Origin of the sequence: Chryseobacterium sp. LAM-KRS1, assembly GCF_013184525.1 — a bacterium.
GTDB lineage: Bacteria > Bacteroidota > Bacteroidia > Flavobacteriales > Weeksellaceae > Chryseobacterium > Chryseobacterium proteolyticum.
Genome location: NZ_JAAOIZ010000007.1, coordinates 191,827 through 218,429, shown reverse-complemented (window position 1 = coordinate 218,429; position 26,603 = coordinate 191,827). Strand labels below are relative to the sequence as shown.

Below are 26,603 nucleotides of genomic sequence, written 5' to 3'. Positions count from 1 at the left end.
TTTAAAAATTTTTAAAAGAAAATGTCAAAGTTAAAAATAAAAAGAGGAGATAACGTAATCATTACTACTGGTAAGAAAGATATCAAAGGTAAGACTGGTGAAGTTATTGAAGTGATCAAAAAAGAAGGTAGAGACCCTAGAGTAATTGTTGCAGGACTTAACATCATTAAGAAACACGTTAAGCCTTCAGCTTCAAATCCTCAAGGAGGAATCGTTGAAAGAGAAGCTTCTATTCATATCTCAAATGTAGCTTTAGTTGGTAAAGACGGTAAAGCTGTAAAAGTAGGTTACAAAACTGAAGGAGATAAGAAGGTAAGAATCAACAAAAAAACGGGTGAAACTTTATAATTTTAAATAACACATGGAATATATAGCAAGACCCAAGAAAGCATATAAAGAAACAATTGTTCCTGCAATGATGGAAGAATTTGGGTACAAATCTGTAATGCAGGTGCCTAAATTGGAAAAAATCATCTTATCTCAAGGATTAGGTGATGCTACTGCAGACAAAAAGATCATTGATTATGCTGTAGAAGAACTTACAAACATTACTGGTCAAAAGGCCGTAGGTACTATCTCTAAGAAAGACGAAGCTGCTTTCAAATTGAGAAAAGGAATGCCTGTAGGAGCTAAAGTTACTTTAAGAGCGAATAAAATGTATGAGTTCTTAGACAGACTTACTTCTTCTGCTTTACCACGTATTAGAGATTTTTCTGGTATCAAAGCTGATGGTTTCGATGGTAGAGGTAATTATAACTTAGGTATTACTGAGCAAATTATCTTCCCTGAGATCGTAATCGACAAAGTGAAAAAAATCCAAGGGATGGACATCACTTTCGTTACAACTGCGAAAACAGATAAAGAAGCGAAAGCATTATTAACTCACTTCGGTTTACCATTTAAAAAGAACTAAGAAATGGCTAAAGAATCAATGAAAGCGCGTGAGCGCAAAAGAGAAGCACTAGTTGCTAAATACGCTGACAAAAGAAAAGCTTTAAAAGAAGCTGGTGATTATGAAGCACTTCAGAAATTACCTAAAAATGCTTCTCCTGTAAGATTACACAACAGATGTAAACTAACAGGTAGACCAAGAGGATACATGAGAACGTTCGGAATTTCCAGAGTAACTTTCAGAGAAATGGCAAACAACGGTCTTATCCCAGGAGTTAAAAAGGCTAGTTGGTAATCATTAATCAATAATCGGGACAATTAAGTTGTCTGGATACTAAAGAAAAAAATATCAGACCTAAGATTTCTGAAGTCTGATATTTTACTCTTCAAGTCCTTTCAATACTGATTGTTCTTCAACCAATAATTTAAAATAGAAAAATGGTAACAGATCCAATTTCAGATTTCCTAACCAGAGTAAGGAACGCACAAAGCGCAGGCCACAAAGTGGTGGAAATTCCTGCATCGAAAATCAAAAAGGAGATTACGAAAATCTTATTTGATCAAGGGTATATCTTAAACTTCAAGTTTGAAGATAACGCTGTTCAAGGGACTATCAAAATCGCTTTAAAGTATGACAAGCAAACTAACAAACCAGCTATTAAATCTATCCAGAGAGCTTCAAGACCAGGTTTGAGACAGTACAAAGGTTCTGCTGAACTTCCAAGAGTATTGAATGGTTTGGGTGTAGCTATTATCTCTACTTCAAGAGGAGTAATGACAGATAAGAAAGCTAGAGAAGAGAAAGTAGGCGGTGAAGTAATCTGCTATGTTTATTAATTTTTAATCAAAGGAAAATGTCAAGAATTGGTAAAGCAATTATAACAATTCCTGCTGGAGTTACCATCACTGAAAATAACAGTGTAGTAACTGTAAAAGGTCCTAAAGGAGAACTTACTCAGGAACTTACAGAAGGAATTACTTTAGAACAAAAAGATGGAGAACTGAATGTAAACAGACCATCTGATTCTAAACAACACAGAGCGCTTCACGGTTTATACAGAGCGTTAATCAACAACATGATTGTTGGTGTATCTGCAGGTTTCGAAAAGAAACTAGAACTTGTAGGGGTAGGATATAGAGCATCTCACTCAGGTCAAAAACTTGAGTTGGCTTTAGGATTCTCTCACGGTATTACATTAGAGCTTCCTAGCGAAGTTAAAATTGATACATTGACTGAAAAAGGTAAAAACCCAATTATTACTTTAACGTCTTTCGACAAGCAACTTCTTGGAATGGTGGCTGCGAAGATCCGTTCATTCAGAAAACCTGAACCATACAAAGGAAAAGGTGTAAGATTCGTAGGTGAAAATGTTAGACGTAAAGCTGGTAAATCTGCTTAATAAATTATAAGAAAATGGCATTAAGTAAATTAGAAAAAAGAATAAGAATCAAAAGAAGAGTAAGAGGAAAAATCTCTGGATCTTCTGAATTGCCAAGATTATCGGTATATAAGAGTAATAAGGAAATTTACGCTCAGTTAATCGACGATAAAGATGGTAAAACTTTAGTAGCTGCTTCTTCAAGAGAGAAAGGAGTAGACGCTAATGGAACTAAAATTGAAGTTTCTGCTGCTGTTGGTAAAGCTATCGCTGCTAAAGCTATCGCTGCAGGAATTGAAAATATTGTGTTTGATAGAAACGGTTTCGTATACCATGGAAGAGTGAAAGCTCTAGCTGATGGTGCGAGAGAAGGTGGACTTAAATTCTAATCATTAAATTTCGGAAAATATGTTAGGACTAGATAATATAGAAAGAGTAAAACCGGGAGGATTAGAATTAAAAGATCGTCTCGTAGCTGTAAACAGAGTAACAAAAGTAACTAAAGGAGGTAGAGCTTTCGGCTTTTCTGCTATTGTTGTTGTTGGAAATGAAGATGGAATTATTGGTTACGGTTTAGGAAAGTCTAAGGAAGTTGCTTCTGCAATTGCTAAAGCAGTTGAAGATGCTAAGAAAAACCTTGTGAAAGTTCCTGTAATGAACCACACTATTCCTCACCAAACTACTGCTAGATACGGTGGTGCAGATATCTTCTTAAGACCTGCTTCTCACGGTACAGGACTTATCGCCGGTGGTGCGGTAAGAGCGGTATTGGAATCTGCTGGTATTCACGATATCCTTTCAAAATCTAAAGGATCTTCTAACCCTCACAACGTGGTGAAAGCTACTTTCAAAGCATTGTTAGACATCAGAAGACCTGAGGAAATTGCAAGAATGAGAGGAGTTTCTTTAACTAAAGTGTTTAACGGTTAATATAAAAACAATGGCAACAATTAAAGTAAAACAAGTAAGAAGCGCTATTGGAAGAACAAAAACCCAAAAGAGAACGCTTGAAGCATTAGGATTTAAGAAACTTCACCAAGTTGTAGAGCACGAAGCTACGCCTTCTATTTTAGGAATGATAGCTGCAGTTAGTCATTTACTTGAAGTTCAAAAATAATTTTAAAAAGAAATTAAAATGAATTTAAACAACATAAAACCTGCTGCAGGTTCTACTTTTAATTCAAAAAGAATTGGTAGAGGACAAGGTAGTGGAAAAGGAGGTACTTCTACAAAAGGACACAAAGGTCAGAAATCTAGAGCTGGTTATTCTCAGAAGATCGGTTTCGAAGGTGGACAGATGCCTTTACAAAGAAGATTACCGAAATTTGGTTTCAAAAATGTAAACAGAAAAGAATATAGAGCTATTAACCTGGACTCTATCCAAACTTTAATAGAAAATAAATCTATCACTGGAGATATTACTAAAGAAGTTTTGGTAGCAAACGGTTTAGCTACTAAAAACGAAATAGTGAAAATTATGGGTAGAGGAGAATTGAAATCTGCGGTTTCAATCTCTGCTGACAAATTCACTAAATCTGCTGAAGAGCTTATTGCTAAGGCAGGTGGAAAAGCAATTACATTATAATAGTAACTAATGAAAGAATTTATACAAACCCTCAAAAATATTTGGAGCCTAAAGGAATTAAGAGATAAAATTCTTTTTACGTTAGGTATTATCCTTGTGTATAGATTCGCATCTTATATCTCTCTACCTGCAATTAACCTTGCACAAGTAGGAGATCTCTTAGAGCATTATAAAAGTCAAGGCGGTAACAAGCAAGGAGCAGGTCTCCTTGGCTTGCTTTCGTCGTTTACAGGGGGGGCTTTCAGCCACGCTTCTGTTATGGCACTTGGTATAATGCCTTATATTTCAGCTTCTATTATTGTTCAGTTGATGGGGATGGCTATTCCTTATCTTCAGAAACTTCAGAAAGATGGAGAGTCAGGTAGAAATACATTGAATCAAATTACAAGATGGTTAACAATCGGTGTGTGTTTAGTACAAGCACCTTCTTATTTAACTTCTATTACTCAATTATTTTTACCATATGCTCAGTTCCAGTCTGCATACTATGTAGAGCCAAATTCTATCATGTTCTGGTTACCAAGTATTGTTATTTTGGTTGCCGGTTCAGTATTTGCAATGTGGCTAGGTGAGAAAATTACCGATAAAGGAATAGGAAATGGTATTTCTATCCTTATTATGGTAGGTATCTTATCTAGACTTCCAGAAGCATTTGTTCAGGAAATGGCCGTGCAGAACGGAAAAGGAGGGATGGGATCTATTATGATCCTTATTGAGGTGATATTCTGGATGTTGGTTGTTCTTTTAGCAGTAGTGTTATCTGTTGCTGTGAGAAAGATTCCAATTCAATATGTAAGCAGAGCACAAGCAAGAGGAGGTGTAAATAAAAATCTTATGCAGGGAGCAAGACAGTGGATCCCATTGAAAGTTAACGCTGCCGGAGTTATGCCAATTATCTTTGCTCAGGCATTGATGTTTGTTCCAGGTTTATTAACTAAATTTGATGAATCCAATACTTTTCTTGCAGGTTTCAAGAATGTTTTTAGCTGGCAGTACAATGTATTGTTTGCATTACTGATTATAATCTTTTCATTTTTCTATACTGCAATTACAATTCCGGTGAACCAAATGGCCGATGATTTAAAGAGAAACGGAGGTTTGGTACCGAAAGTAAGACCAGGAAAAGAGACGGCTGATTATTTAGATGATATTTTATCTAAAATTACCTTGCCAGGTGCAATATTTTTATCTATCTTTGCAATCCTTCCGGCAATTGTACACGGAAGCTTAGTTCAGACAGATGCGTTCGCCCTATTTTTCGGGGGAACGTCACTATTGATTATGGTTGGAGTTATTTTAGATACTGTTCAACAGATTAATACATATCTGCTGAACCATCATTATGATGGCTTAATGCAGTCTAAATTATCAAGAACGACTGGATATTAATTTATGGCGAAACAAAAACATATTGAACAAGACGGCGTAATAACGGAAGCACTTTCGAACGCTCAGTTCCGTGTAGAGCTAGAAAATGGGCATATACTTATAGCTCATATTTCTGGTAAAATGAGAATGCATTATATTAAACTTTTACCTGGAGATAAGGTAAAACTAGAAATGTCTCCCTATGATTTGACAAAAGGGAGAATTACTTTTAGATATTAAACAAACGCCAAATGGAGTCTTCGGGTTTCCATTTGGCTATTGTTAAAAAATAAATACTATCAAATGAAAGTTAGAGCATCAATTAAGAAAAGAAGCGCTGATTGCAAAATTGTACGCAGAAAAGGTGTACTTTTTGTGATCAACAAGAAGAACCCAAAATTTAAACAAAGACAAGGCTAATATTAAATTATGGCGAGAATTGCAGGTATTGATTTACCAAAAAACAAAAGAGGCGTTATCGGTTTAACTTATATTTATGGGGTGGGAAGAAGTACTTCTTCTGAAATCCTTAAAGCTGCCGGTATCAGCGAAGACAAGAAAGTCAACGAATGGAATGACGATGAATTGGCTGCAATTAGAACTTATATCTCTGAAAACATTAAAGTAGAAGGAGAATTACGTTCTGAAGTGCAATTGAACATCAAGAGATTGATGGACATAGGATGCCAACGAGGAATACGTCACAGACTAGGACTACCTTTAAGAGGCCAGAGAACGAAAAACAACTCTAGAACCCGTAAAGGAAAGAGAAAAACTGTTGCTAACAAGAAAAAAGCTAGTAAATAATCGTTAGGAATTATGGCAAAACAAACTAAAGTAGTTAAGAAAAGAAAAGTAAAAGTTGAAGCTATTGGTGAAGCGCATATTCAGGCTTCTTTCAATAACATCATCATTTCTTTAACAAATAAAAGCGGAGAAGTTATCTCTTGGGCATCTGCCGGTAAAATGGGATTCAGAGGTTCTAAAAAGAATACTCCATTTGCTGCTCAAATGGCAGCAGAAAATTGCTCTAATGTTGCTCATGAAGCTGGATTAAGAAGAGTAAAGGTGTTTGTGAAAGGTCCTGGGGCAGGTAGAGAATCTGCAATCAGAACTATTCACAATTCAGGAATTGAAGTTAGCGAAATCATTGATGTGACTCCAATGCCGCACAATGGATGTAGACCACCAAAAAGAAGAAGAGTTTAATTTTTAGAATTTACCCATTATGGCAAGATATATTGGACCTAAAACTAAGATTGCTAGAAAGTTTGGTGCTGCAATCTACGGAGATGATAAAAACTTCGAGAAAAGAAAAAACCAACCGCCAGGACAACACGGTCCTAACAAAAGAAGAGGTGCTAAGAAATCAGAATATGCAGTTCAGTTAGCTGAAAAACAAAAAGCTAAATATACTTATGGTATTTTAGAAAGACAGTTCGCAAACTTATTCGATAAAGCACACAGAAGTAAAGGTGTAACAGGTGAAGTTCTATTACAACTTTGCGAATCTAGATTGGATAACGTAGTATACAGATTAGGTTTTGCTAAAACCAGAGCTGGTGCTAGACAATTGGTTTCTCACAGACACATCACTGTGAATGGAGAACTGGTAAATATTCCATCTTATTTGCTTAAAGCTGGTGATGTAATTGCAGTAAGAGAAAAGTCTAAGTCTCTTGAAGTAGTTACTGATGCATTAGCTTATAAAGCAAACTATGAGTGGTTACAATTCAACGATGAGAAGAAAGAAGGTACTTTCGTATCTGCGCCTGAAAGAATCCAGATTCCGGAGGAGATCAAGGAACAGCTTATCGTCGAACTTTACTCTAAATAATTTTTTAATCAAATTTTTGCTCAACCCAATAATATGGCAATTTTACAATTCATAAAACCCGATAAAGTAATTTTACTTAACTCTGATGAATTTAAAGGTCAATTTGAATTCAGACCTTTAGAACCAGGTTTCGGGCTTACAATAGGTAATGCTTTGAGAAGAGTGTTGCTTTCTTCTCTGGAAGGATATGCTATTTCATCTATCAAAATAGAAGGTGTAGAGCACGAATTTTCAACTATTCCAGGAGTAATCGAAGATGTTACCGAAATTATTCTTAACCTTAAGCAGGTAAGATTAAAATCTATAGCGGAAAACCAGTCCAACGAGCAGGTTGTTGCTAAGGTTTCTGGTCAAACGATTATTACTGCTGGAGATTTAGGTAAATCAATCAACGGATTTGAGATCTTGAATCCTGAGTTGGTGATTTGCAACCTGAACAGTGATGTAACTTTCGAAATTACTTTCAATATAGAAAAGGGTAGAGGGTATGTTCCTTCTGAACAAAATAAGTCAAACAATGCACCTGTAGGTACTATTGCTATCGACTCTATTTTCACTCCAATTAAGAAAGTGCAGTACAGTATTGAAAATTATCGTGTAGAGCAAAAAACAGACTACGAAAAACTTGTATTAGATATAGAAACTGATGGTTCCATCAGTCCTCAAAATGCTTTGACAGAAGCTTCTAAGATATTAATTTATCACTTCATGTTGTTCTCTGATGAGAGAATCACGCTTGAAACAGAAGCTGTAAAAGCATCTATCCAATATGACGAAGAAACTCTTCACACAAGACAACTTCTTAAATCTAAACTAGCAGATATGGATCTTTCAGTAAGAGCTCTGAACTGTTTGAAGGCTGCAGAAGTTGAAACGTTAGGAGAATTAGTTTCTTACAGTAAGTCTGATTTGATGAAATTCAGAAATTTTGGTAAAAAATCTTTGACAGAACTAGAAGAATTAGTGCATTCAAAAGGTCTTAACTTCGGTTTCGACGTTGCAAAATATAAGTTAGACGCTGATAAATAATTAATAATGAGACACGGTAAAAAATTCAATCACTTAGGAAGGACAGCTTCTCACAGAAGTGCGTTACTTTCTAATATGGCTTGTTCTCTAATTGAGCATAAAAGAATCAACACTACTGTTGCTAAAGCTAAAGCTTTAAGAGTATATGTTGAGCCCCTATTAACAAAAGCAAAAGAAGATACTACACATAATAGAAGAACTGTATTTTCATATCTTCAAAATAAAGAAGCTGTTACTGAATTGTTCAGAACTGTAGCACCTAAAATCGCTGAAAGAAATGGCGGTTATACAAGAATCATCAAGACTGGTTTCAGACAAGGTGATGCTGCTGATATGGCTCTTATCGAGTTAGTAGACTTCAATGAGCTTTACAATCCTAATGCTGAAGAGAAAAAAGCTACAAGAAGAAGCAGAAGATCTACAACTGCTAAAAAAGCAGAAACTGTAGTTGCTGATGCTCCTGTAGTAGAAGAAAAAGTTGAAGAGCCTAAGGCTGAAGCAGCTGATTCTACAGAGGAAAAGACTGAAGAATAATATTCATTCAGATATAAATAAAAACCGTTCAGTACTCTGAACGGTTTTTTTATTTTTATATTTTGGTTCTTACTAATTCGATCACATTGTTTCCTTGCTCAAGGTGCAGGCTATCTCCTTTTACCCTTGCAGTCATGTCATCTTTTTTATAGACTGTTTCCCCATCTTTAGTTTCTTCTTTAGGAAGGGTAAACGTCTTTTTGTTACTGGTTATTGCGACAGTACTCTCTTTTGGATCATTTTTGAAAACTACTTTTACCAAGGATCCATCGGTTGCCTTATATACAAAATCTGTTTTTTCAATTCTTTTACCGTTTACGTCTATAATGGATGAACTTGCCGAAGCTGAATCTATCTTTCCATTTTGATCAGATACTGCTGATACTGAACTATCAGTTTTAATGATGTTTTTATTGCCATCGGTTGATTTTTTACAGCCTATTACTGCTAAAAGAAATATAGTGTTGAGTAAAATGATCGTTTTTTTCATGATTGATAAAGTTTAATATGAAGTCTTTAATTTTATTCTTTATTTTTACAAAAATCATGCCTTGCCCTATGAAATCTCACTATAAATATTTTCTTCTGATCATTCTGATTATGTCCTTTAATTCAGTGTTTTCTCAAATAAAAAGAGATCAATTTGAAATTAAAGACAGTCATTTTTTATTGAATGAAAAAGAGTTTATTATCCATTCGGGTGAACTTCATTATCCTAGAGTGCCATCAGAGTACTGGAAACACCGTCTTCAGATGATGAAAGCAATGGGGCTAAACACGGTTACTACCTATGTATTTTGGAATTATCATGAAGAAGCTCCTGGAAAGTGGAATTTCTCCGGAGAAAAGGATCTGAAAAAATTTATAAAAACAGCACAGGAAGTTGGATTGTATGTGATTATACGTCCTGGACCTTACGTGTGTGCAGAATGGGAATTTGGAGGATATCCATGGTGGTTGCAAAAGGATAAAAATTTAGAAATAAGGACCTATAACCAGCCCTTTTTGAAAGAGTGCGAAAAATATATTAATCAGCTGGCAAAGCAGATCATTCCTTTGCAGATCAATAATGGCGGACCTGTTATAATGGTTCAGGCAGAAAATGAGTTTGGCTCCTATGTTGCCCAAAGAAAAGACATACCATTGGAGCAGCACCGAAGATACAGCCATGAAATTAAAAATATGTTGGTTAAATCGGGCATTTCTGTCCCATTCTTTACCTCGGACGGAAGCTCCCTTTTTGAGGGCGGAGCGATAGAAGGTGCATTACCGACGGCCAACGGGGAAGATAATATTGAGACCCTTAAAGAGAAAGTGAATGCATATAACGGAAATAAAGGACCGTATATGGTAGCTGAATATTATCCGGGATGGCTTGACCACTGGGCCGAACCTTTTGTGAAAGTTCCTGTAGAAGATGTAGTAAAGCAAACTGAGTTATACATCAAGAATGGGGTGTCATTTAATTATTATATGATTCATGGAGGAACCAATTTCGGATTTACGAGTGGTGCTAATTATGATAAGAACCACGACATTCAACCGGATATTACAAGCTATGATTATGACGCTCCGATAAGCGAAGCAGGATGGGAAACTCCAAAATATACAGCACTACGTACTATATTTCAAAAACTGAATCCAAAAAAGCTTCCTGAAGTGCCTGCCCGGGAAAAGGTTATTACATTCTCACATGCAAAATTTTCTAAAACTCTTTCTATTTTTGATTTAATAGAGGGACAGAAATTTGTATCAGCAGAAAGACCCTATACATTTGAAGAACTGAATCAAGGTAACGGCTACGTTCTTTACCGGATAAAATTTGATAAAGATCATAAAGGGAAACTTGAAATAAAAGGGTTGAGAGATTATGCAAATATTTATATTGATAAGGTTTGGAAAGGTGAATTGAACAGATACTATAAAAAATATGATCTTGATATCTCAATCAAAGCCGGGGAGACTTTGGATATCCTTGTTGAAAATATGGGACGGATCAATTACGGAGCTGAAATTGTACATAACCTTAAGGGAATTATAAGTCCTGTTGAAATCAATGGAGATCCTGTTAAAGGTCTATGGAAAATGTATTCGCTTCCTTTTGATAAGATACCTGAACTAAAAAATAAGTCGAAAGATATTCCTGAAAGGAGCCCTGTAATAAAAGAAGCAAAATTTCAACTCAAAGAAAAAGGAGATACTTTTCTTGATATGAGAAATTTCGGAAAAGGAATTGTGTTTGTGAATGGAAAAAATGTAGGGAGATACTGGAGCAAGGTAGGTCCCCAGCTTACATTGTATGTTCCTGGTGTATGGTTGAAAAAAGGAGAAAACACTATTCAGGTTTTTGAGCAGATTAATGATAAAAACATATCAGAAATTAACAGTGTAAGTACACCAATTCTAGATGAATTGATTAAATAATCAAAAAAATATTATTTTAAATTAAGTGATATGATATCAGTCGTTAACTGAAAGAAATTGATTAACTTTAAAAGAAGAAAAACTAAATAAACCAACTCAAATTTAAAGATTACACAAAAGTGTAATTGATTCTGCTTTGTTTTCTGTAGATATTTGTCTCAAATAAGTAAAGGACATGAGCATTTCAATAGTCATAGTAGAAGATGAAAAAAACTACAACAATGCGTTGAAGAAGGTCATCAATTATCAGGCTGATATGAAAGTCATTGCCCAGTTCTTTGACGGCAACGATGCACTGCATAATTTACCTCTTATTTCTCCGGACGTTGTGATGATGGATATCCAGCTTAAGGATATGCTTGGAATTGAAATCATTGAAAAAGTACGGAAAGATATGCCCGATACCCAGTTTATCATGTGTACAAGCTTCGAAGATGATGAAAAGATCTTTAATTCTCTAAAAGCAGGAGCAATGGGATATCTCATCAAAGGAGAAAGCATGGACAAAATTCTCGCCTCTATTCGTGATGTATACAATGGAGGTGCACCGATGAGCTTTTCTATAGCACGAAGGGTGCTAAATCATTTTGAAAAAAAGACAACAGATGTAAAAGAATTTGATGAATTGACGCATCGGGAAAAAGAAATTCTTGAACTACTTTCACAAGGCTTGTTGTATAAAGAAATTGCAGATCAAAAATGCATAAGCATGGATACGGTAAAAAAGCATGTTGGAAATATCTATCGAAAATTGCATGTAAGCAATAAAGTAGAAGCTATCAATAAATTTAACCACTTTAAAAACTAAAAAACCATGAGAAACTTAGAGAATGAAAGCACAGATTGTGCTGAAAAAAAATTGGACTTAATAAGGGATATTTTACAATTAGATTGCGAGGTAATCAATGATTATTCTACACTGAGTCCACTTGTGAACTTGAAACTTTCAGCAGAACAAACCGGATGTATGAACGAGGGAGCAAATAGAATACTGAAGGAAACTCTTGAAGACTTTAAAATTGAAACCGGATCTTTCAAAAACCTTCCCATAAAATATAAATATATACACTTTATTTTTGTGGATAAAACCTCTTTGATGAGATTCCCTACTATTCAACCGGGAAGTCATAAGCATAATTTATACTATATAATTGTTGTGTGTGATCATGAAGATCTGAATGTTTTTGATTTCATCACTTATGATGCTTATTTAGTAGATAGTGCCGGAATGGCTAAAGCAATAGAACTGCCAAAGGAAATTTATGCTGAAATGAGAAAAGAGTTTTTGGGAGGAGTAGGAAAGGCTATTAGAGAAAACTCTACTTACAATGCAATTACAGAATATATATCTTTTTCTAATGTTATGTTTGAAACCTTTAGAAATGATTTGTCCGGAAACTTTAAAGAGGTGAATGTGAGGTTAATTGCAATACATAAAAATTGTGATATTAACAGTCAAAATGTTGCAGTATCAAGAGTTTTAAATGATAATAAAAAACAAAGCAGATTATCATTAGCATTTCAAAAGGAAGATCAAGGATTCTATGATATAGGTAATATGCAACCGTAATGTACTCTGATTTCCAATTAGCATATTTGATTATTCTTTTTCTTGTTGCTTCTTTTTCGTTGATCCTATGTATAAGGAATGGAAAGAAGCAACAGGAATTTTTGTGTCTCTACCTCGGATTGACTTTTATTCTTGAATTTTTAATGTACATTGTCCAGATATATTTTAAGACCACCGCGAACTTTGGTTTCTTATACAATGCTTATATTCTATTTTGTACATTATTTTTCCTCATTTATTTTAATCGGGGACAGGATGTCGTCCTGGTTAAAATCAATAATGTAATTTTCTTTCTTTTTCTCATTATCTATCTTGGTTTCATTTTAAAAAATTATAAAGAAGTCAATCAGACAATAGGTATAGCTTTTTCGTTAGTATACATACTCTACAGTCTGATTTGGTTCTATGGAAAATTAAAGCGTCCAAATACCAGGAGCATCATGCAGGATCCAAAGTTCTGGATTTCGTGTGGATTATTATTTTGGGGAGTATTTTTTGTTTTAAGAATTATACCGCGGTATGTTTTTGATAAAATTGATGATAAAGTATTAATTGCGTCACAGTCATTTTTTTTCATTGTTAATATCATTTTTTATTCCCTTTTTTTTATTTCTTTATCCAAATACACAAAAAAACATAATGACTTCTCTTAATGAACTGAAATTAACCTATGCAATCATTACAGTTGTTATGCTGTTCTTTGTGGTATTTATCATCTTTGTAGTATTAATGTACAATAGGAAGCAGCTTTTGTTTGTAAAAGAAAAACAACTTAAAGAAGCAGAATACCAAAATCAACTGTTACAAAAAGAGCTCGAAAAACAAAAACTGATTGAGCTGGAGCGGGAACGGATCTCACATGATATGCACGATGATCTGGGAGCGGGAATTTCAGCTCTTAAGCTTCAGGCAGAATTTTTAAAACAAAAAGCAGAGAATAGTGATCTAACAAATGATATTGATGAGCTATTGAAAACATCTGAGGAAATGAATATTTCCATGAGAGAAATGCTTTGGAATTTGAATTCAGGAAACGATACGATTGGAAGCTTTACAAGTTACTCAAAAATGTATACTGAAAGCTTCCTGAAAAAAACATCCATCAATTTTATTGTAACAGATGGGGGTATCATTCAGAATATGCCGGTTTCCGCTGAAATAAGAAGAAATATGTTTTTGTGCTTAAAAGAATCATTGAATAATGCCTATAAACATAGCAAGGCAAATAAAATATCAATTTCGTTTTCACAAAGGGATCGTGAATTTAGTATGGAGATTTCGGATGATGGAATAGGGATGATTAAAGGAAAAAATGAAGGGAATGGTCTTCGAAATATGAAACGCAGGATGAAGGAATTAAATGGGGAATTAGAAATTGTTTCCAAAGAATATGGAACAGCTTTGATTTTTAAAATAGAGATCTAACCATCATGCGAATTACATAATCACCCTTTTGTGTAATTGACTTTAATCTCTTTTAGTGAGAAATTTGATAGAGTAAAATTCACCATCATGAAAACTACAATTAACAACAGTTTTGAAGATTTCAAACAGACACTAAGTAACAACAATAAACTACAGCAGGAATTTAGGGATAATCCTATTCAGGCTGTCAACAGTATTGAAGTAAAAACCCCCAAAGAAACCGATACCTGGATATATAGAATTATCGTCCTGATGTTTGGGCTTGCAATTATTGGTATCATAACCGGATTGATTATATTATCCTTGCACAAGGAAATTACTTTAAACGAGCAGTTAATTACCATTTTTACTGCTATTTCATCAGGAGCGATTGGTGCCCTGGCAGGACTTTTAGCTCCTTCACCTAACAAATAACCTAAAAACTATAATCATGACTAAAATTATCACAAACTACCTCTTAGATTGGAACATTAAATCCAGAAGCGGAAAGATCATCTTAAAGTTTAAAGATGCAGGATCTGAAGAAATCATGGAGGATTTAGATTACGAAACTTTCAGTGCATTAGCACATGTACTTGGAAAAGGCAAAGCCAAATATGACCCAACTGATAACTCAATTTATAATGTAATGTGATGAAAAATATATTTTTAACATTGGGAACAGTTCTTTTGTTCACTTCTTGCAGTAACCTGCATAAGGCAACATTGGAAGAACTGAAAAGTACAACCTCAAACTATCAGATGTCCTATGATGCCATGCGAAGAGGAGCCATAGTAAGCATCAGACCAGATGGAAAAATCAACAAAATATTATCGGAGGTGCAACCAGATGCTGCCATTGCCAGAACCACAGATATAACAAGTACGCTCATGGGTAAGCTGAAGTCGGGGGATAGTGTTTCTGCTGAACAAATGACTAAAATTACAGAAAGCCTTTCCAGGCTTGGTGAAAGGACTGCTCCGGTTAATATGCTTAGAGATGCATTATACAGATTGGAAGAACATTGTATTAATTTTGAAGAGCAATGCAAAGGAGAGCTCTATTGGACTAGTTTTAATAATATTGTTAATAATATCACTGAACTTCAGGGCAAAATTTCAGAAACGGCAAAAGAGGAAGCCAATAAAGCAAAAGCCCAGGCTGAAGAAGAAAAAGCTAAAACTTTAAGAACATTAACGCCTGAAGAACGAAAAAAATATGATTTGACACCGTGAAATAACCAACAAAAATCAGTTGCTATGTCATGCATTTTTAAATTCTCCAAATTACCCTGAAAATTTTGGAGAATTTTATGTTTTTATTACCAAATATTAAAGTCCAGTTTTTTCATACCACTGTTTTTTTCATTAAATTTGTAACTCAAGTATATTAATTAATAATAAACAACTGGAAGCATTTTGCAGATAGTATAAACAGAAAAATTATGAGTTACATTTCTTACATTGAAGCGAGACAAATTTTGGATTCAAGAGGGAATCCTACAATAGAAGTTGATGTATTCACGGAGAATGGTGCAATGGGGCGTGCTGCGGTACCTTCAGGAGCTTCTACGGGAGAGCATGAAGCCGTTGAATTACGTGACGGAGGTTCAGAATATTTGGGGAAAGGTGTCCTTAAAGCCGTTGAGAATGTAAGAGAAGTTATTGCTCCTGAATTAGTAGGGCTTCCGGTTTATGACCAAAACCTTTTAGATCAGATTATGATCGACCTTGATGGGACTAAGAATAAAGGAAATCTTGGAGCAAATGCTATTCTTGGAGTTTCATTAGCAGCAGCAAAAGCAGCAGCAACAGAGTTAAGAATGCCATTATATAAATATGTAGGAGGAGTAAATGCAAATACACTTCCTGTACCTATGATGAACGTAATCAATGGAGGATCACACTCAGATGCGCCAATTGCTTTCCAGGAATTTATGATCATGCCTGTAAAAGCAGATTCATTTTCCCATGCATTGAGAAAAGGGACTGAAATTTTCCACAGCTTAAAATCTATTCTTCATTCAAGAGGTTTATCTACAGCGGTGGGTGACGAAGGAGGTTTTGCTCCAACGTTTACAGGAACGGAAGATGCTTTGGATACATTACTTCAGGCTATTGAGAAAGCAGGTTACAAACCTGGGGATGATATTATGCTTGCGCTGGACTGTGCTGCATCAGAATTCTATAAAGATGGAATTTACGATTACAGAAAATTCCAGACGGCTGACGCTGCTCAGTTCACAAGCAGTGAGCAGGTTTCTTATCTTGCTGAATTAGCAGCTAAATACCCTATTATCTCTATCGAGGATGGTATGCAGGAAAATGACTGGGAAGGTTGGAAAATGTTAACGGATAAAATCGGAGACAGAGTTCAGCTTGTAGGTGATGACTTATTCGTAACCAATGTTGAGAGACTTGCAAGAGGTGTTAAAGAAGGTATTGCCAATTCAATACTTGTAAAAGTAAACCAGATAGGTTCTCTATCTGAAACGATGGCTGCTGTACAAATGGCTCAGCACAACAAATTTACTTCAGTAATGTCTCACAGATCAGGAGAAACAGAAGATTCTACTATTGCTGATTTAGCAGTAGCTATGAACTGCGGGCAGATCAAAACAGGATCAGCTTCAAGATCAGACAGAATGGCTAAATACAACCAGTTATTGAGAATAGAAGAAGCTCTTGGAGAAACAGCTATTTTCCCAGGATTGGAAGCATTTAAAATTAAAAGATAATTGAAAATATAAATAACGGCGAACGATAATTTGTTTGCTGTTTTTTTATGGAATTTTAGTAAATTTAAAAAAAATAATAAATAATGTCAGACAACAAAGTTATATTGAATTACGACGGTAATTCATATGAATATCCTATCGTGGATAGTACTATCGGAGACAGAGGGATAGATATTTCAAAACTAAGAGACCAGACGGGTCTTATTACCCTGGATTTAGGGTATAAAAACACCGGAGCTACCATTAGTGATATTACTTACTTAGACGGAGATAAAGGAGAATTATTCTACAGAGGTTATCCAATCGAACAGATTGCTGAAAAATCTAACTTTACGGAAGTAATGTATCTTTTATTACACGGTGAATTACCTACTCAGGATCAGTACAGTTCTTTCGAAAACAATATCAAAAAATATAACTTCATCGCAGACGAAATGAAAAAGATCATTGATGTTTTTCCTCGTTCTGCTCACCCTATGGGAGTATTATCTTCCCTGACTTCTGCATTAACCGCTTTTAATCCAAAAGCTGTTAACGTAAATTCTAAAGAAGAAATGGACCATGCTGCTGAATTGATGATTGCTAAATTCTCTCATCTTTGTGCATGGACTTACAGAAAAACTCAAGGTTTACCATTAAACCATGGAGATAACAATCTTAACTATGTTGAGAATTTCTATAAAATGGCTTTCAGATTACCAAATGCTGATTTCGAAATCGATCCGGTAGTTGTAGGTGCATTGGATAAGTTATTAATTCTTCACGCTGACCACGAGCAAAACTGTTCTACATCTACTGTAAGAATGGTAGGTTCTGCTCATACAGGTCTTTTTGCTTCTATCTCTGCTGGGGTATCTGCACTTTGGGGGCCTCTTCACGGTGGCGCTAACCAGGCAGTAATTGAAATGCTTGAATTAATTGAAAAAGATGGAGGAGATGTTTCTAAATATGTTGCAAAAGCAAAAGATAAGAACGATAACTTCCGTTTGATGGGATTCGGACACAGAGTTTACAAAAACTTCGACCCAAGAGCTAAAATCATTAAGAAAGCTGCTGATGATATTCTTAGTGCATTAGGAATCCAGGATAAAGCTCTAGATATTGCAATGCAATTAGAAAGAGTAGCTCTTGAGGATGAATACTTCATTGAAAGAAAATTATATCCAAACGTAGATTTCTATTCAGGAATTATTTACAGAGCGTTAGGAATTCCTACAGAAATGTTCACTGTAATGTTTGCATTAGGAAGACTTCCGGGATGGATTTCTCAGTGGAAAGAAATGAGATTAAAAGGAGATCCTATCGGAAGACCAAGACAGGTATATCAAGGAGCTCAGCAAAGAGACTATATCGATATGGTAAACAGATAATATCTGCTTCAACAATAAAAAAATCCCAAAGTGAGCTTTGGGATTTTTTGTTTCTTATCATATTCTTTGTAGGGTGTAGGAGGAAGAATTATAATAAAAAAATGATGGGATTTTAAAAATCGGATGTTGAAATTTCTTATTTTTACTTGGTGTAAAAAACTAATATACAATGACTTTCGGGCAACAATTGTTATTCTTCTTTAGTGCTGTAGGAGCTTTTAACGGGCTTTTGCTTGGGATTTACCTTTTGTTTGTTAAAAAGCTGAAGTACCTTCCTGATTTCTTTCTAGGCCTGATTTTATTAACTTTAAGCATAAGAGTCGGCATATCTGTATGCATCTATTTTTATCCGGACTTACCCAGGATTATTCCTCATCTTGGATTGTCTGCATTGTTTTTTACCGGACCTGCGATATATTATTATATCCGATCATCTTTTTTAAAAGAACAGTTTATCCTTAAAAATTGCAGAAAGTCATTTGGTATCTTGACATTAATTTTGGGTACTGTAGGTCTTTTATACCTTTTTTTTCCGGTAACGTGGGATAGTTATTTCGGTACTTTTATTTATTCAGTATGGACAATATTTGTATTCATGTCGGTGTATGAGTATTATAACAGGACTATAAAACAATCACAAAAGCCGGATAAATTCATACTACCGGTTCTTATTAGTAATCTGATTATATTCTTAACATATCAGCTTATTTCTACAGGCTGGGTTCAGATCTATTGTGCAGGTGGGAGTTTAGTGTTTTCATTTGTTCTGTATGCGAATTTTCTCATTTTGTTTAATAAAAAGTACCATACTACCGAAATAAAGGAGCCTGGTAGGTATTCTAATAAGAAAATATCGAACGAGCAGGTAGACAGCTTTGTTTCAAAACTCGAGAAATTAATGGAAGTCGAAGAACTGCACAAAAATCCTAATTTGAAATTAAATGATCTGGCAATAAAAATGGGGATATCCTCTCACCAGCTTTCTCAGTTGCTTAATGATAATCTGGGAAAAAGTTTTTCAACTTACATTAATGAGTACAGGATTCACGAAGCCTGTGTGATCATTGAAAACGGTTCATTTCTAAAAATTGAAGAAATCGGATACGAAGTAGGATTTAATTCTAAATCGACATTCTTTTCGACATTCAAGAAAATAAAAAATACTACACCTCTTTTATACAGACATTCGCAAACGCCATCTGTAAGCGAACTTCAGAGTTCAAATTTATAATTTCGTACTTCGGAATTTAAACTTTAAAACCTCCTTTGTATTTCCGAATCCTACTTTTGGTTTCATAAAATATAAAATTTATGAACCTAAGATTGTGGACGCTGATCATGGTATTGTTTCTGTCATATTTTGCTAAAGCCCAAAAGAATATTCAAGGGAAAATTGTGGATTCTGAGACAAAGGCTAACCTTTCGTACGTTAATCTTTCATTTTTCAATGGACTCACTTCCCAACTTATTGAGAAAAAAGCGACAGATTCTCTAGGCCGTTTTAGTTTTAAAGGTTTCCCGGAAGGACTTTATGTAATAGTAGAAAAAAGAGGATATGAAACAAAACGGTTGGATACATTCAGGGAAATTTCTGTCATTGAAATGATCCCATCCGGAAAAACTATTGAAGAAATAGTCTTACAATCACCATCCCGTAATATAAAATTGAATGATGGAAATACGGTAATGAATATAGCCGGGAATAAGGATTTTAAAACGGCAACTCACATGCTGGATGTACTGAGGAAAACACCCGGAGTGACGGTGGATCAGGAAGACGGGATATTTATCGGTGGAAGAATAGCTCCTGCAATTTTCATTGATGGAAAGCCTGTAGTGATGAGTATTCAGGAAACTCGAGCTTATCTGCGGTCCTTATCTCCTGAAATGGTTGAATCTATTGAAATAAATACCAATCCGTCATCTAAGTATGATGCTGAGTTCAAAGGTATCATTGACATCAGACTTAAAAGAAATGCGAATCTGGGCTGGAAAGGAAATTATAATGGAAATATTTCAGTTAATAAGTTCAATTACCGAGAAAACTCTTTGACGTTATCCTATAACACTGAAAAGATAGCATATCAAATGCAGATGGGTTATAATGAGGGAGTTTCAACTTATCGTTACAATGCGATGCAACGACTTGCTAACACAAATGTTATGAGAACTGAAACCTATCAAAAAGATGCGGGGAAGGTAACCTCTGTTCTTACTGGCATTGATTATCGGCTAAATAGTAAGAATCGACTAAGGTTTACACTGAGAGGGAATTTCAGAAATAATAACAGGGCACGAACAGGATCATTGTATACTACCAATGAAGATGAAACGCAGTTAATTTTTAATACTGAAAGCAATAATCCCACAGAATACAGTCAGGAGAATTATGGAATATCGACAGATTATTCATGGAGGAGCAAAAATTTTGAAGTGAATTTCTTAGGAAATTATCTACTGGTTAACAACAAGCAAAAAGATGATTTTATTAATAAGAAGCGATCTGATTATGCGTTATTATCATATTGGAAATCCGATTTATCAAATAGGATAAAAATTTATACTGCTCAACTTGATGTTCGTCAAAAAGTGAAAAATACTAATTTTGAAGCCGGAATAAAATATGGCAATACAGAAACCAGCAACAACATCAGGTATGATACATTGGCGTTAAATAATCAGTTTGTTCCGGATCCTACGCGTAGTAATATGTTTTCATACAAGGAAGAGGTATTTGCAGGATACGTAGCTTTCAGCCGGAAACTTAACAAACTTCAAATCAATGGGGGAATAAGATTTGAAAACACAAAAAGTATTTCCGATGCAATCAGTTCCGATTCTGTGGTAGCAAGAAATTATGTTGAGTGGTTGCCATCCTTTGGAATAAATTACGCCTTTAACAAATCTAATGAGATTTCTGTTTCATACAGCAGGAAAATTACACGACCGGTTTTTTCACAGCTCAATCCTTTTAGGTTTTACTTCAGCCCATTGAACTATTGGATTGGAAATCCTTATTTGCAACCTTCATTTACCAGTCAGATCAAGGCAACTTATCGTTATAAAAATTGGGTGACAGATTTAACGATAGGAAAAGAAACGGATGTTATGGTCCGATATCCGAGATATGATCCCAAAACAAATGTTTTAGAATATTTAGGGACGAACTTACCTTATCGGAATTTTGCTATTCTGGAAATGAGCTTTCCTATAAAAATTACAAAGTGGTGGAATATCAATACGCAGATTACAGGATATTATAATTACGAATTCCGGCCTTATTTTAATGAGGTGTTTGCTTTTTCAATTTACAATTATGAGCTGAGATTTAATCAGGTATTTTCACTACCTAAGGGCTACACTGTAAATCTTTTTACAAACTATGAATCTAAAACGGGAAATAGCCTGTATATCATTAAGCCCAGGTATACGGTCGATCTTTCAATACAAAAAACATGGTTTGACAATAAGCTGAATACAAAGATCAGTTATAATAATATGTTTGACTCATATGATCAACGTCTGGTATTCAGGCATAAGCAAATCATAGATAATCAATTTACCCATTGGTGGGACAGCCGGAGATTTCTGGTTGCGGTAAGTTACAATTTCGGAAGCTCAAAATATCAGGGAAAGGAAATACAGAAAACTGACGAGGAGAATAGAACAAGATAAAATAAAACCTGCTAAAATAGCAGGTTTTTGTTTTTAATTATGGACATACACAATTACCACATGTCCAGATTCTGCAGCTTCCGTCATCATTCCATTCACAGCAGTATCTTGGCTTCGTTGGGCCTGCTCCTCCAATAATTGATTTTTGTTGATCTCTTCCTAATTTTTGTGCATTTTTTAGCACTGAAATGTTCTTGTTCATGATTTTGATTTTTTGATGTTGATGATTTAGTTTTAATTTTACATAAAATTATATCACTAATATAGGAGTTTTATTTGTAATATTTACTATTATTTTTCAACAAATGTAGATGATAAACAGTTGTTTATAGATTTTTTTAAAGTTTAACGGGTCTCAGAAATGAATGAGTAGCATTATTCTATTGTAACCAAGAATAAATTCTTCGAGAAACTAATTCAAAAGTTTTCCAGCTAGGGACCTTTACTTATATTTGTACATTGCATAAATCTTTATGAAACTAAATATTAAAAACGAAACGGGGAGGTTAAAATCAGTTGTTCTGGGCCAACCTAATTCTCTGGGACCGGTTCCCACCCTTGAGGAAAGTTATGATGCCAAGTCATACTACTCAATCGAACACAACATATATCCTAAAGAATCGGATATTATTGATGAAATGAATGCTTTTGAAGCAGTACTGAAAAAATACGATGTGGAAGTTTTGCGTCCGAGCATTATCAAAGATTACAATCAGGTTTTTGCAAGAGATGTTGCTTTTGTAATTGATGATAAGATGATTATTTCCAATGTAATTGCTGACAGGGCAGATGAGCAGGAAGCTTACAAAAAAGTTTTTGAGAAAGTGGCCTGGAGAAAAATTATTAATCTCCCGGAAACGGCTCATATTGAAGGTGGAGATGTTATTGTCTGGGATGATTTCCTGTTCATAGGAACTTGCTTTAGCGAAGATTACAGAAATTACAAAACAGCAAGAACCAACGAATACGCCATAGAGATCCTAAAAGAGTACTTTCCTAAAAAGAGGATCATAGACCTCGAGTTAAAAAAGAATGATAAAATTCCTTTCGAGGGTATCCTTCACTTAGATTGTACATTCAATCCTGTTGGAAAGGATAAATGCCTTATCTATAAGAATGGTTTTGTGGACGAAAGCGATTATCGTTTGATTGTTGATATTTTCGGGGAGGAAAATTGTTTCCATTTGACAGATGAAGAGATGTTCGAAATGTTTCCAAATATCTTTTCTATATCTCCTGAAATAGTGGTTTCAGATCAAACATTTACAAGAATGAACAACCATCTGAGAAATGAATGGGGAATGACCGTAGAAGAGATTCCATACCGTGAAATTTCCAAAATGGGCGGACTTTTACGCTGCTCTACAATGCCATTAGTGAGAGAATAATAAAGTAAGAGTGTGAAAGAGTTTGAGAGTAGGAGGTTTTGAGGGTGTCATTTTCTTATGAATAAAATTTAAATTATGTCAATAGTTAAGTTTCATCAGGATTTAAGAGTTTTTCAAAAGTCTTTTGAAATGGCCATGGCGGTTTATGAACTTTCAAAATCTTTTCCGAAAGAAGAACTTTATTCTCTTACAGATCAAATCAGAAGGTCGTCCAGATCGGTCTCAGCTAATATTAGTGAGGCATGGGGAAAAAGGAAATATGAAAAGTCTTTTATCGCAAAACTTACAGACTCAGAAGGTGAAGCAAGAGAGACTCAGACTTGGTTACAATTTTCCTTAGCGTGTAAATATATTAATGAAGAGCAATTCAATAATTTAAATAATCAGTATAATCAAATAATTGGGATGTTGGTTAGTATGATAAATCAATCTGAAAAATGGTGTTCATTTTCATCTTTTAATCATGAAGATGGTAATTTCTAATTTTAAACAGATTAAGACTCTCATACTCTCAAACCCTAATATTCTCAAACATAAAAATAAATGCAAACTACAGATACAGTATTAATGATTGAACCGATTGCTTTCGGTTATAATGCGGAGACCGCAGAAAATAATTACTTTCAAGTTGAACAGAAAGATTCGGATGTTCAGGCTAAAGCTTTAAGCGAATTCAATGTTTTTGTTGAAAAGTTAAGAAATAAAGGGATCAATGTGATTACAATTAAAGATACCCCAGACCCTCATACTCCGGATTCTATTTTTCCGAATAACTGGGTAAGCTTCCATAATGATGGTAAAGTAGTTTTATACCCTATGTTTGCTTCAAACAGAAGAGTTGAAAGAAGAGAAGATATCCTGGAAACAATAAAAGGTAAAGGTTTTGAAATAACGGAAGTAGATGATTGGTCACTTCCTGAAATCCAGGGACACTTTTTAGAGGGAACCGGAAGCATGATCTTTGACCATGACAATAAAATCGCTTATGGTTCTGTTTCTTTAAGATTGGATGAAAAATTATTCAGAGATTTTTGCGAAAAATATGGTTTCGAGCCTATTGTTTTTCATTCTTTTCAGACCGTAGGCTCAGAGAGACTTCCTATCTACCATACCAATGTTATGATGTGTGTAGCTGACAAATTTGTTGTCATTTGCCTGGACTGTATAGATAGCGAGCTTGAAAGAAGTAAAGTTATTGAAACCATCAAAAATTCAGGAAAAGAAATTATTGAGATTTCAGAAGAACAGATGCAGCAATTTGCGGGGAATATGCTTCAGGTCCAGAATAAGGAGGGTCAGAAATTTCTAGTAATGAGCCAGACTGCATATGAATCTTTAACATCAGATCAAGTATCAGCCATTGAAAAATATTGTGAAATTATCTATTCAGATCTAAATACAATAGAAGTAAATGGTGGTGGAAGTGCACGTTGTATGCTGGCGGAAGTTTTTTTACCCAAAAAAACAATATAAAATAAACCAAAAAAATATTACATATTATCTTCCGGCCTGATTTCTATGCCGGAAGATTTTATTTAAAAATGAGTAGACTTGAAGATATTGATACTTTTAATTTATAAGTAAACCGAAAAAAGTTAAGTAAATTTGGATCTTACATAAAAATTATGAAGATGCAGAAGTACTTTTTTATGATGCTTGTTTTGTTGGGAGGAAGTCTGAAAGCCCAGCAAAAAACATTTTGTAATCCCATTAATATCGACTACGGATATACGCCTTTTGAATCTTTTTCCCAACAGGGAAAACACCGGGCGACTGCTGATCCGGTTATCGTGAACTTTAAAAACAAACTTTTTTTGTTTTCCACAAACCAGGAAGGTTATTGGTATAGTGATGATATGCTTGACTGGAAATTTGTACAAAGAAAATTTTTACGGGATAAGAAATACATTCATGATCTAAACGCACCTGCAGTTTGGGCCATGAAAGATACTTTATATGTTTTCGGCTCGACCTGGGAGCAGGACTTTCCGATATGGAAAAGTACAAATCCCACGAAAGATGATTGGAAAATTGCTGTAGATACTTTAAAAGTCGGAGCCTGGGATCCTGCCTTTCATTATGATGAAGACAAAAATAAACTCTACCTGTATTGGGGTTCAAGTAATGAATGGCCCTTGCTTGGAACAGAAGTAAAAGTAAAGACATTACAATCTGAAGGGTTTGTAAAACCTATATTGAGACTAAAGCCGGAGGATCATGGCTGGGAACGTTTTGGAGAATATAATGATAACGTATTTTTACAGCCTTTTGTTGAGGGTGCATGGATGACGAAACATAATAACAAATATTATATGCAGTACGGAGCTCCCGCTACTGAATTCAGTGGATATTCTGATGGAGTGTATGTGAGTAAAAACCCTTTAGAAGGTTTCGAATATCAACAGCATAATCCCTTTTCATACAAACCAGGTGGTTTTGCAAGAGGTGCCGGACATGGAGCAACCTTCGAAGACAATTATAAAAACTGGTGGCATGTTTCAACAATTTTTATTTCCACAAAAAATAATTTTGAGAGAAGACTGGGGATCTGGCCTGCAGGTTTCGATAAAGATGATGTAATGTATTGTAATACATCCTATGGAGATTACCCTACTTATCTTCCACAATATGCTCAGGGAAAAGATTTCTCCAAAGGTCTTTTTGCAGGATGGATGCTGTTAAATTATAATAAGCCTGTCCAGGTTTCTTCGACCTTAGGAGGATATCATTCAAACTACGCTGTTGATGAAGATATAAAGACCTATTGGAGTGCTAAAACAGGTAATTCTGGTGAGTGGTTTCAGACGGATCTTGGCGAAGTTTCCACGATCAATGCAATTCAGATCAATTATGCTGATCAGGACGTGGAATTCTTAGGGAAGACTTTAGGGAAAATGCATCAATACAAAATCTATGGATCCAATGATGGGAAAAAATGGACTGTTATTGTGGATAAAAGTAAAAACACAAAGGATGTTCCTCACGATTATGTGGAGCTGGAAAAACCGGCAAAAGCAAGATTCCTTAAAATGGAAAACCTTAAAATGCCTACCGGAAAATTTGCATTGAGTGGTTTCAGGGTATTTGGAAAAGGAGCGGGACAAAAACCTCCAAAAGTTCAGAACTTTGTTCCTTTGCGTGCTGATGCAAAGAAATATGGAGAAAGAAGAAGTATCTGGATGAAATGGCAGCAAAACCAGGATGCCGATGGGTATGTAATATATTGGGGTAAGTCGCCGGATAAATTATACGGAAGCATCATGGTATATGGAAAGAATGAGTATTTCTTTACTGGAGCAGACAGAACGGATGCGTATTATTTTCAGATAGAAGCTTTCAACGCTAATGGAATCTCGGAAAGAACAGAAGTAATGAAATCAGAATAAAAAATAAGCGCTTTGGATTTTTCAA

Annotated in this window: 34 protein-coding genes; 32 read left to right on the top strand and 2 right to left on the bottom strand. The window is 35.0% G+C overall.

The features are described 5' to 3' along the window. Nucleotides 1-21: 21 nt before the first annotated feature. The 17 genes from rplX to rplQ all read left to right on the top strand — a co-directional run bounded on the left by rplX (nt 22) and on the right by rplQ (nt 8,623). Entirely contained in the window at nt 22-348 is a 327-nt protein-coding gene (rplX, locus tag G9C87_RS20195) for a 50S ribosomal protein L24 (protein ID WP_172284531.1), read from the top strand. Nucleotides 349-361: 13 nt separating this feature from the next. Beyond that, complete coding sequence (gene rplE / locus G9C87_RS20190) at nt 362-913, top strand: 50S ribosomal protein L5 (RefSeq protein ID WP_039364081.1); 552 nt, start codon at nt 362-364, stop codon at nt 911-913. Nucleotides 914-916: 3 nt separating this feature from the next. Next, nucleotides 917-1,186, top strand: coding sequence for a 30S ribosomal protein S14 (gene rpsN, locus G9C87_RS20185; RefSeq protein ID WP_007839501.1), 270 nt, complete (start codon nt 917-919; stop codon nt 1,184-1,186). A 143-nt stretch (nt 1,187-1,329) separates the two neighbouring features. Beyond that, nucleotides 1,330-1,728: a 30S ribosomal protein S8 gene (gene rpsH / locus G9C87_RS20180; protein WP_172284529.1), complete on the top strand. Its 399-nt coding sequence runs from the start codon at nt 1,330-1,332 to the stop codon at nt 1,726-1,728. A gap of 17 nt (nt 1,729-1,745) precedes the next feature. Next, nucleotides 1,746-2,291 carry a 50S ribosomal protein L6 gene (gene rplF, locus G9C87_RS20175; protein WP_172284527.1) on the top strand — a complete coding sequence of 182 codons (546 nt, stop codon included), beginning with the start codon at nt 1,746-1,748 and terminating at the stop codon, nt 2,289-2,291. Between the two features lie 14 nt (nt 2,292-2,305). Further along, on the top strand, nt 2,306-2,659 hold the full coding sequence (gene rplR, locus G9C87_RS20170) for a 50S ribosomal protein L18 (RefSeq protein WP_172284525.1): 354 nt from the start codon (nt 2,306-2,308) through the stop codon (nt 2,657-2,659). Nucleotides 2,660-2,678: 19 nt separating this feature from the next. Beyond that, nucleotides 2,679-3,200, top strand: a complete 522-nt coding sequence (rpsE, locus tag G9C87_RS20165) for a 30S ribosomal protein S5 (protein ID WP_172284523.1) — start codon at nt 2,679-2,681, stop codon at nt 3,198-3,200. A gap of 10 nt (nt 3,201-3,210) precedes the next feature. Further along, nucleotides 3,211-3,387 carry a 50S ribosomal protein L30 gene (gene rpmD, locus G9C87_RS20160; RefSeq protein WP_007839493.1) on the top strand — a complete coding sequence of 59 codons (177 nt, stop codon included), beginning with the start codon at nt 3,211-3,213 and terminating at the stop codon, nt 3,385-3,387. Between the two features lie 18 nt (nt 3,388-3,405). Beyond that, the gene (rplO, locus tag G9C87_RS20155; protein WP_172284521.1) at nt 3,406-3,855 is read left to right on the top strand and encodes a 50S ribosomal protein L15; all 450 of its coding nucleotides are present in this window, start codon (nt 3,406-3,408) and stop codon (nt 3,853-3,855) included. A 9-nt stretch (nt 3,856-3,864) separates the two neighbouring features. Continuing rightward, entirely contained in the window at nt 3,865-5,244 is a 1,380-nt protein-coding gene (secY, locus tag G9C87_RS20150; RefSeq protein WP_172284519.1) for a preprotein translocase subunit SecY, read from the top strand. Nucleotides 5,245-5,247: 3 nt separating this feature from the next. Next, entirely contained in the window at nt 5,248-5,463 is a 216-nt protein-coding gene (gene infA / locus G9C87_RS20145) for a translation initiation factor IF-1 (protein WP_034684855.1), read from the top strand. A gap of 63 nt (nt 5,464-5,526) precedes the next feature. Beyond that, the gene (rpmJ, locus tag G9C87_RS20140) at nt 5,527-5,643 is read left to right on the top strand and encodes a 50S ribosomal protein L36 (RefSeq protein ID WP_007839480.1); all 117 of its coding nucleotides are present in this window, start codon (nt 5,527-5,529) and stop codon (nt 5,641-5,643) included. A 9-nt stretch (nt 5,644-5,652) separates the two neighbouring features. Next, a complete protein-coding gene (rpsM, locus tag G9C87_RS20135; protein ID WP_040993540.1) occupies nt 5,653-6,030 on the top strand; it encodes a 30S ribosomal protein S13 in 378 nt (125 codons plus the stop codon). 12 nt (nt 6,031-6,042) lie between these two features. Next, complete coding sequence (gene rpsK / locus G9C87_RS20130) at nt 6,043-6,432, top strand: 30S ribosomal protein S11 (RefSeq protein ID WP_089028777.1); 390 nt, start codon at nt 6,043-6,045, stop codon at nt 6,430-6,432. A gap of 19 nt (nt 6,433-6,451) precedes the next feature. Further along, nucleotides 6,452-7,060, top strand: a complete 609-nt coding sequence (gene rpsD, locus G9C87_RS20125; protein WP_172284517.1) for a 30S ribosomal protein S4 — start codon at nt 6,452-6,454, stop codon at nt 7,058-7,060. A 33-nt stretch (nt 7,061-7,093) separates the two neighbouring features. Then, nucleotides 7,094-8,089 carry a DNA-directed RNA polymerase subunit alpha gene (locus G9C87_RS20120; protein ID WP_172284507.1) on the top strand — a complete coding sequence of 332 codons (996 nt, stop codon included), beginning with the start codon at nt 7,094-7,096 and terminating at the stop codon, nt 8,087-8,089. A 6-nt stretch (nt 8,090-8,095) separates the two neighbouring features. Continuing rightward, nucleotides 8,096-8,623, top strand: coding sequence for a 50S ribosomal protein L17 (rplQ, locus tag G9C87_RS20115; protein ID WP_172284505.1), 528 nt, complete (start codon nt 8,096-8,098; stop codon nt 8,621-8,623). A 55-nt stretch (nt 8,624-8,678) separates the two neighbouring features. Here rplQ and G9C87_RS20110 read toward each other — a convergent pair whose 3' ends face one another. Further along, nucleotides 8,679-9,113, bottom strand: a complete 435-nt coding sequence (locus G9C87_RS20110; RefSeq protein ID WP_172284503.1) for a hypothetical protein — start codon at nt 9,111-9,113, stop codon at nt 8,679-8,681. 68 nt (nt 9,114-9,181) lie between these two features. Here G9C87_RS20110 and G9C87_RS20105 point away from each other — a divergent pair, with 68 nt between their 5' ends. The 11 genes from G9C87_RS20105 to G9C87_RS20055 all read left to right on the top strand — a co-directional run bounded on the left by G9C87_RS20105 (nt 9,182) and on the right by G9C87_RS20055 (nt 21,804). Further along, nucleotides 9,182-11,047, top strand: a complete 1,866-nt coding sequence (locus tag G9C87_RS20105) for a glycoside hydrolase family 35 protein (protein WP_172284501.1) — start codon at nt 9,182-9,184, stop codon at nt 11,045-11,047. A gap of 175 nt (nt 11,048-11,222) precedes the next feature. Next, nucleotides 11,223-11,855, top strand: a complete 633-nt coding sequence (locus tag G9C87_RS20100; protein ID WP_172284499.1) for a response regulator — start codon at nt 11,223-11,225, stop codon at nt 11,853-11,855. 6 nt (nt 11,856-11,861) lie between these two features. Further along, on the top strand, nt 11,862-12,617 hold the full coding sequence (locus G9C87_RS20095) for a hypothetical protein (RefSeq protein WP_172284497.1): 756 nt from the start codon (nt 11,862-11,864) through the stop codon (nt 12,615-12,617). Nucleotides 12,618-13,256: 639 nt separating this feature from the next. Beyond that, entirely contained in the window at nt 13,257-14,042 is a 786-nt protein-coding gene (locus tag G9C87_RS20090) for a sensor histidine kinase (RefSeq protein WP_172284495.1), read from the top strand. A gap of 87 nt (nt 14,043-14,129) precedes the next feature. Next, nucleotides 14,130-14,456 (top strand): hypothetical protein, encoded by a 327-nt coding sequence (locus tag G9C87_RS20085; protein WP_172284493.1) that lies wholly within the window; start codon nt 14,130-14,132, stop codon nt 14,454-14,456. Nucleotides 14,457-14,472: 16 nt separating this feature from the next. Continuing rightward, on the top strand, nt 14,473-14,676 hold the full coding sequence (locus G9C87_RS20080) for a hypothetical protein (protein ID WP_172284491.1): 204 nt from the start codon (nt 14,473-14,475) through the stop codon (nt 14,674-14,676). Beyond that, complete coding sequence (locus tag G9C87_RS20075) at nt 14,676-15,257, top strand: hypothetical protein (RefSeq protein ID WP_172284490.1); 582 nt, start codon at nt 14,676-14,678, stop codon at nt 15,255-15,257. Before G9C87_RS20080 ends, G9C87_RS20075 begins: the two co-directional genes overlap by 1 nt. A gap of 209 nt (nt 15,258-15,466) precedes the next feature. Next, nucleotides 15,467-16,759, top strand: coding sequence for a phosphopyruvate hydratase (eno, locus tag G9C87_RS20070; RefSeq protein ID WP_172284488.1), 1,293 nt, complete (start codon nt 15,467-15,469; stop codon nt 16,757-16,759). A gap of 83 nt (nt 16,760-16,842) precedes the next feature. Further along, entirely contained in the window at nt 16,843-18,129 is a 1,287-nt protein-coding gene (locus tag G9C87_RS20065; protein ID WP_172284486.1) for a citrate synthase, read from the top strand. Nucleotides 18,130-18,298: 169 nt separating this feature from the next. Further along, entirely contained in the window at nt 18,299-19,360 is a 1,062-nt protein-coding gene (locus G9C87_RS20060) for a helix-turn-helix domain-containing protein (protein ID WP_172284476.1), read from the top strand. 80 nt (nt 19,361-19,440) lie between these two features. Beyond that, nucleotides 19,441-21,804 carry a TonB-dependent receptor domain-containing protein gene (locus G9C87_RS20055; RefSeq protein WP_228457063.1) on the top strand — a complete coding sequence of 788 codons (2,364 nt, stop codon included), beginning with the start codon at nt 19,441-19,443 and terminating at the stop codon, nt 21,802-21,804. Nucleotides 21,805-21,841: 37 nt separating this feature from the next. Here G9C87_RS20055 and G9C87_RS20050 read toward each other — a convergent pair whose 3' ends face one another. Further along, nucleotides 21,842-22,006, bottom strand: coding sequence for a hypothetical protein (locus G9C87_RS20050; protein ID WP_172284474.1), 165 nt, complete (start codon nt 22,004-22,006; stop codon nt 21,842-21,844). Nucleotides 22,007-22,277: 271 nt separating this feature from the next. Between G9C87_RS20050 and G9C87_RS20045 the strand changes: the two genes are divergently transcribed. The 4 genes from G9C87_RS20045 (at nt 22,278) to G9C87_RS20030 (ending at nt 26,578) form a co-directional block, all read left to right on the top strand. After that, nucleotides 22,278-23,192 carry a dimethylarginine dimethylaminohydrolase family protein gene (locus tag G9C87_RS20045; protein ID WP_172284472.1) on the top strand — a complete coding sequence of 305 codons (915 nt, stop codon included), beginning with the start codon at nt 22,278-22,280 and terminating at the stop codon, nt 23,190-23,192. A gap of 75 nt (nt 23,193-23,267) precedes the next feature. Then, nucleotides 23,268-23,675, top strand: a complete 408-nt coding sequence (locus tag G9C87_RS20040; protein WP_172284470.1) for a four helix bundle protein — start codon at nt 23,268-23,270, stop codon at nt 23,673-23,675. 60 nt (nt 23,676-23,735) lie between these two features. Continuing rightward, a complete protein-coding gene (ctlX, locus tag G9C87_RS20035) occupies nt 23,736-24,665 on the top strand; it encodes a citrulline utilization hydrolase CtlX (protein ID WP_172284468.1) in 930 nt (309 codons plus the stop codon). A 158-nt stretch (nt 24,666-24,823) separates the two neighbouring features. Beyond that, complete coding sequence (locus G9C87_RS20030; protein WP_172284466.1) at nt 24,824-26,578, top strand: discoidin domain-containing protein; 1,755 nt, start codon at nt 24,824-24,826, stop codon at nt 26,576-26,578. Nucleotides 26,579-26,603: the final 25 nt, after the last annotated feature.

What these genes read in the sequence shown, in the direction of transcription:
- G9C87_RS20045 (WP_172284472.1), top strand. Translation starts at nt 22,278, where the DNA reads ATGAAACTAAATATTAAAAACGAAACGGGGAGGTTAAAATCAGTTGTT.
- G9C87_RS20055 (WP_228457063.1), top strand. Translation starts at nt 19,441, where the DNA reads ATGAACCTAAGATTGTGGACGCTGATCATGGTATTGTTTCTGTCATAT.
- infA (WP_034684855.1), top strand. Translation starts at nt 5,248, where the DNA reads ATGGCGAAACAAAAACATATTGAACAAGACGGCGTAATAACGGAAGCA.
- rpsH (WP_172284529.1), top strand. Translation starts at nt 1,330, where the DNA reads ATGGTAACAGATCCAATTTCAGATTTCCTAACCAGAGTAAGGAACGCA.
- eno (WP_172284488.1), top strand. Translation starts at nt 15,467, where the DNA reads ATGAGTTACATTTCTTACATTGAAGCGAGACAAATTTTGGATTCAAGA.
- rpsD (WP_172284517.1), top strand. Translation starts at nt 6,452, where the DNA reads ATGGCAAGATATATTGGACCTAAAACTAAGATTGCTAGAAAGTTTGGT.
- G9C87_RS20100 (WP_172284499.1), top strand. Translation starts at nt 11,223, where the DNA reads ATGAGCATTTCAATAGTCATAGTAGAAGATGAAAAAAACTACAACAAT.
- G9C87_RS20050 (WP_172284474.1), bottom strand. Translation starts at nt 22,006, where the DNA reads ATGAACAAGAACATTTCAGTGCTAAAAAATGCACAAAAATTAGGAAGA.
- G9C87_RS20085 (WP_172284493.1), top strand. Translation starts at nt 14,130, where the DNA reads ATGAAAACTACAATTAACAACAGTTTTGAAGATTTCAAACAGACACTA.
- rpsE (WP_172284523.1), top strand. Translation starts at nt 2,679, where the DNA reads ATGTTAGGACTAGATAATATAGAAAGAGTAAAACCGGGAGGATTAGAA.
- rpsM (WP_040993540.1), top strand. Translation starts at nt 5,653, where the DNA reads ATGGCGAGAATTGCAGGTATTGATTTACCAAAAAACAAAAGAGGCGTT.
- rplO (WP_172284521.1), top strand. Translation starts at nt 3,406, where the DNA reads ATGAATTTAAACAACATAAAACCTGCTGCAGGTTCTACTTTTAATTCA.
- G9C87_RS20040 (WP_172284470.1), top strand. Translation starts at nt 23,268, where the DNA reads ATGTCAATAGTTAAGTTTCATCAGGATTTAAGAGTTTTTCAAAAGTCT.
- G9C87_RS20110 (WP_172284503.1), bottom strand. Translation starts at nt 9,113, where the DNA reads ATGAAAAAAACGATCATTTTACTCAACACTATATTTCTTTTAGCAGTA.
- G9C87_RS20065 (WP_172284486.1), top strand. Translation starts at nt 16,843, where the DNA reads ATGTCAGACAACAAAGTTATATTGAATTACGACGGTAATTCATATGAA.
- rpsN (WP_007839501.1), top strand. Translation starts at nt 917, where the DNA reads ATGGCTAAAGAATCAATGAAAGCGCGTGAGCGCAAAAGAGAAGCACTA.
- G9C87_RS20095 (WP_172284497.1), top strand. Translation starts at nt 11,862, where the DNA reads ATGAGAAACTTAGAGAATGAAAGCACAGATTGTGCTGAAAAAAAATTG.
- rplR (WP_172284525.1), top strand. Translation starts at nt 2,306, where the DNA reads ATGGCATTAAGTAAATTAGAAAAAAGAATAAGAATCAAAAGAAGAGTA.
- rplF (WP_172284527.1), top strand. Translation starts at nt 1,746, where the DNA reads ATGTCAAGAATTGGTAAAGCAATTATAACAATTCCTGCTGGAGTTACC.
- G9C87_RS20030 (WP_172284466.1), top strand. Translation starts at nt 24,824, where the DNA reads ATGCAGAAGTACTTTTTTATGATGCTTGTTTTGTTGGGAGGAAGTCTG.
- G9C87_RS20060 (WP_172284476.1), top strand. Translation starts at nt 18,299, where the DNA reads ATGACTTTCGGGCAACAATTGTTATTCTTCTTTAGTGCTGTAGGAGCT.
- G9C87_RS20105 (WP_172284501.1), top strand. Translation starts at nt 9,182, where the DNA reads ATGAAATCTCACTATAAATATTTTCTTCTGATCATTCTGATTATGTCC.
- G9C87_RS20120 (WP_172284507.1), top strand. Translation starts at nt 7,094, where the DNA reads ATGGCAATTTTACAATTCATAAAACCCGATAAAGTAATTTTACTTAAC.
- rpmJ (WP_007839480.1), top strand. Translation starts at nt 5,527, where the DNA reads ATGAAAGTTAGAGCATCAATTAAGAAAAGAAGCGCTGATTGCAAAATT.
- G9C87_RS20080 (WP_172284491.1), top strand. Translation starts at nt 14,473, where the DNA reads ATGACTAAAATTATCACAAACTACCTCTTAGATTGGAACATTAAATCC.
- rplX (WP_172284531.1), top strand. Translation starts at nt 22, where the DNA reads ATGTCAAAGTTAAAAATAAAAAGAGGAGATAACGTAATCATTACTACT.
- G9C87_RS20090 (WP_172284495.1), top strand. Translation starts at nt 13,257, where the DNA reads ATGACTTCTCTTAATGAACTGAAATTAACCTATGCAATCATTACAGTT.
- rplE (WP_039364081.1), top strand. Translation starts at nt 362, where the DNA reads ATGGAATATATAGCAAGACCCAAGAAAGCATATAAAGAAACAATTGTT.
- rpsK (WP_089028777.1), top strand. Translation starts at nt 6,043, where the DNA reads ATGGCAAAACAAACTAAAGTAGTTAAGAAAAGAAAAGTAAAAGTTGAA.
- G9C87_RS20075 (WP_172284490.1), top strand. Translation starts at nt 14,676, where the DNA reads ATGAAAAATATATTTTTAACATTGGGAACAGTTCTTTTGTTCACTTCT.
- rplQ (WP_172284505.1), top strand. Translation starts at nt 8,096, where the DNA reads ATGAGACACGGTAAAAAATTCAATCACTTAGGAAGGACAGCTTCTCAC.
- secY (WP_172284519.1), top strand. Translation starts at nt 3,865, where the DNA reads ATGAAAGAATTTATACAAACCCTCAAAAATATTTGGAGCCTAAAGGAA.
- rpmD (WP_007839493.1), top strand. Translation starts at nt 3,211, where the DNA reads ATGGCAACAATTAAAGTAAAACAAGTAAGAAGCGCTATTGGAAGAACA.
- ctlX (WP_172284468.1), top strand. Translation starts at nt 23,736, where the DNA reads ATGCAAACTACAGATACAGTATTAATGATTGAACCGATTGCTTTCGGT.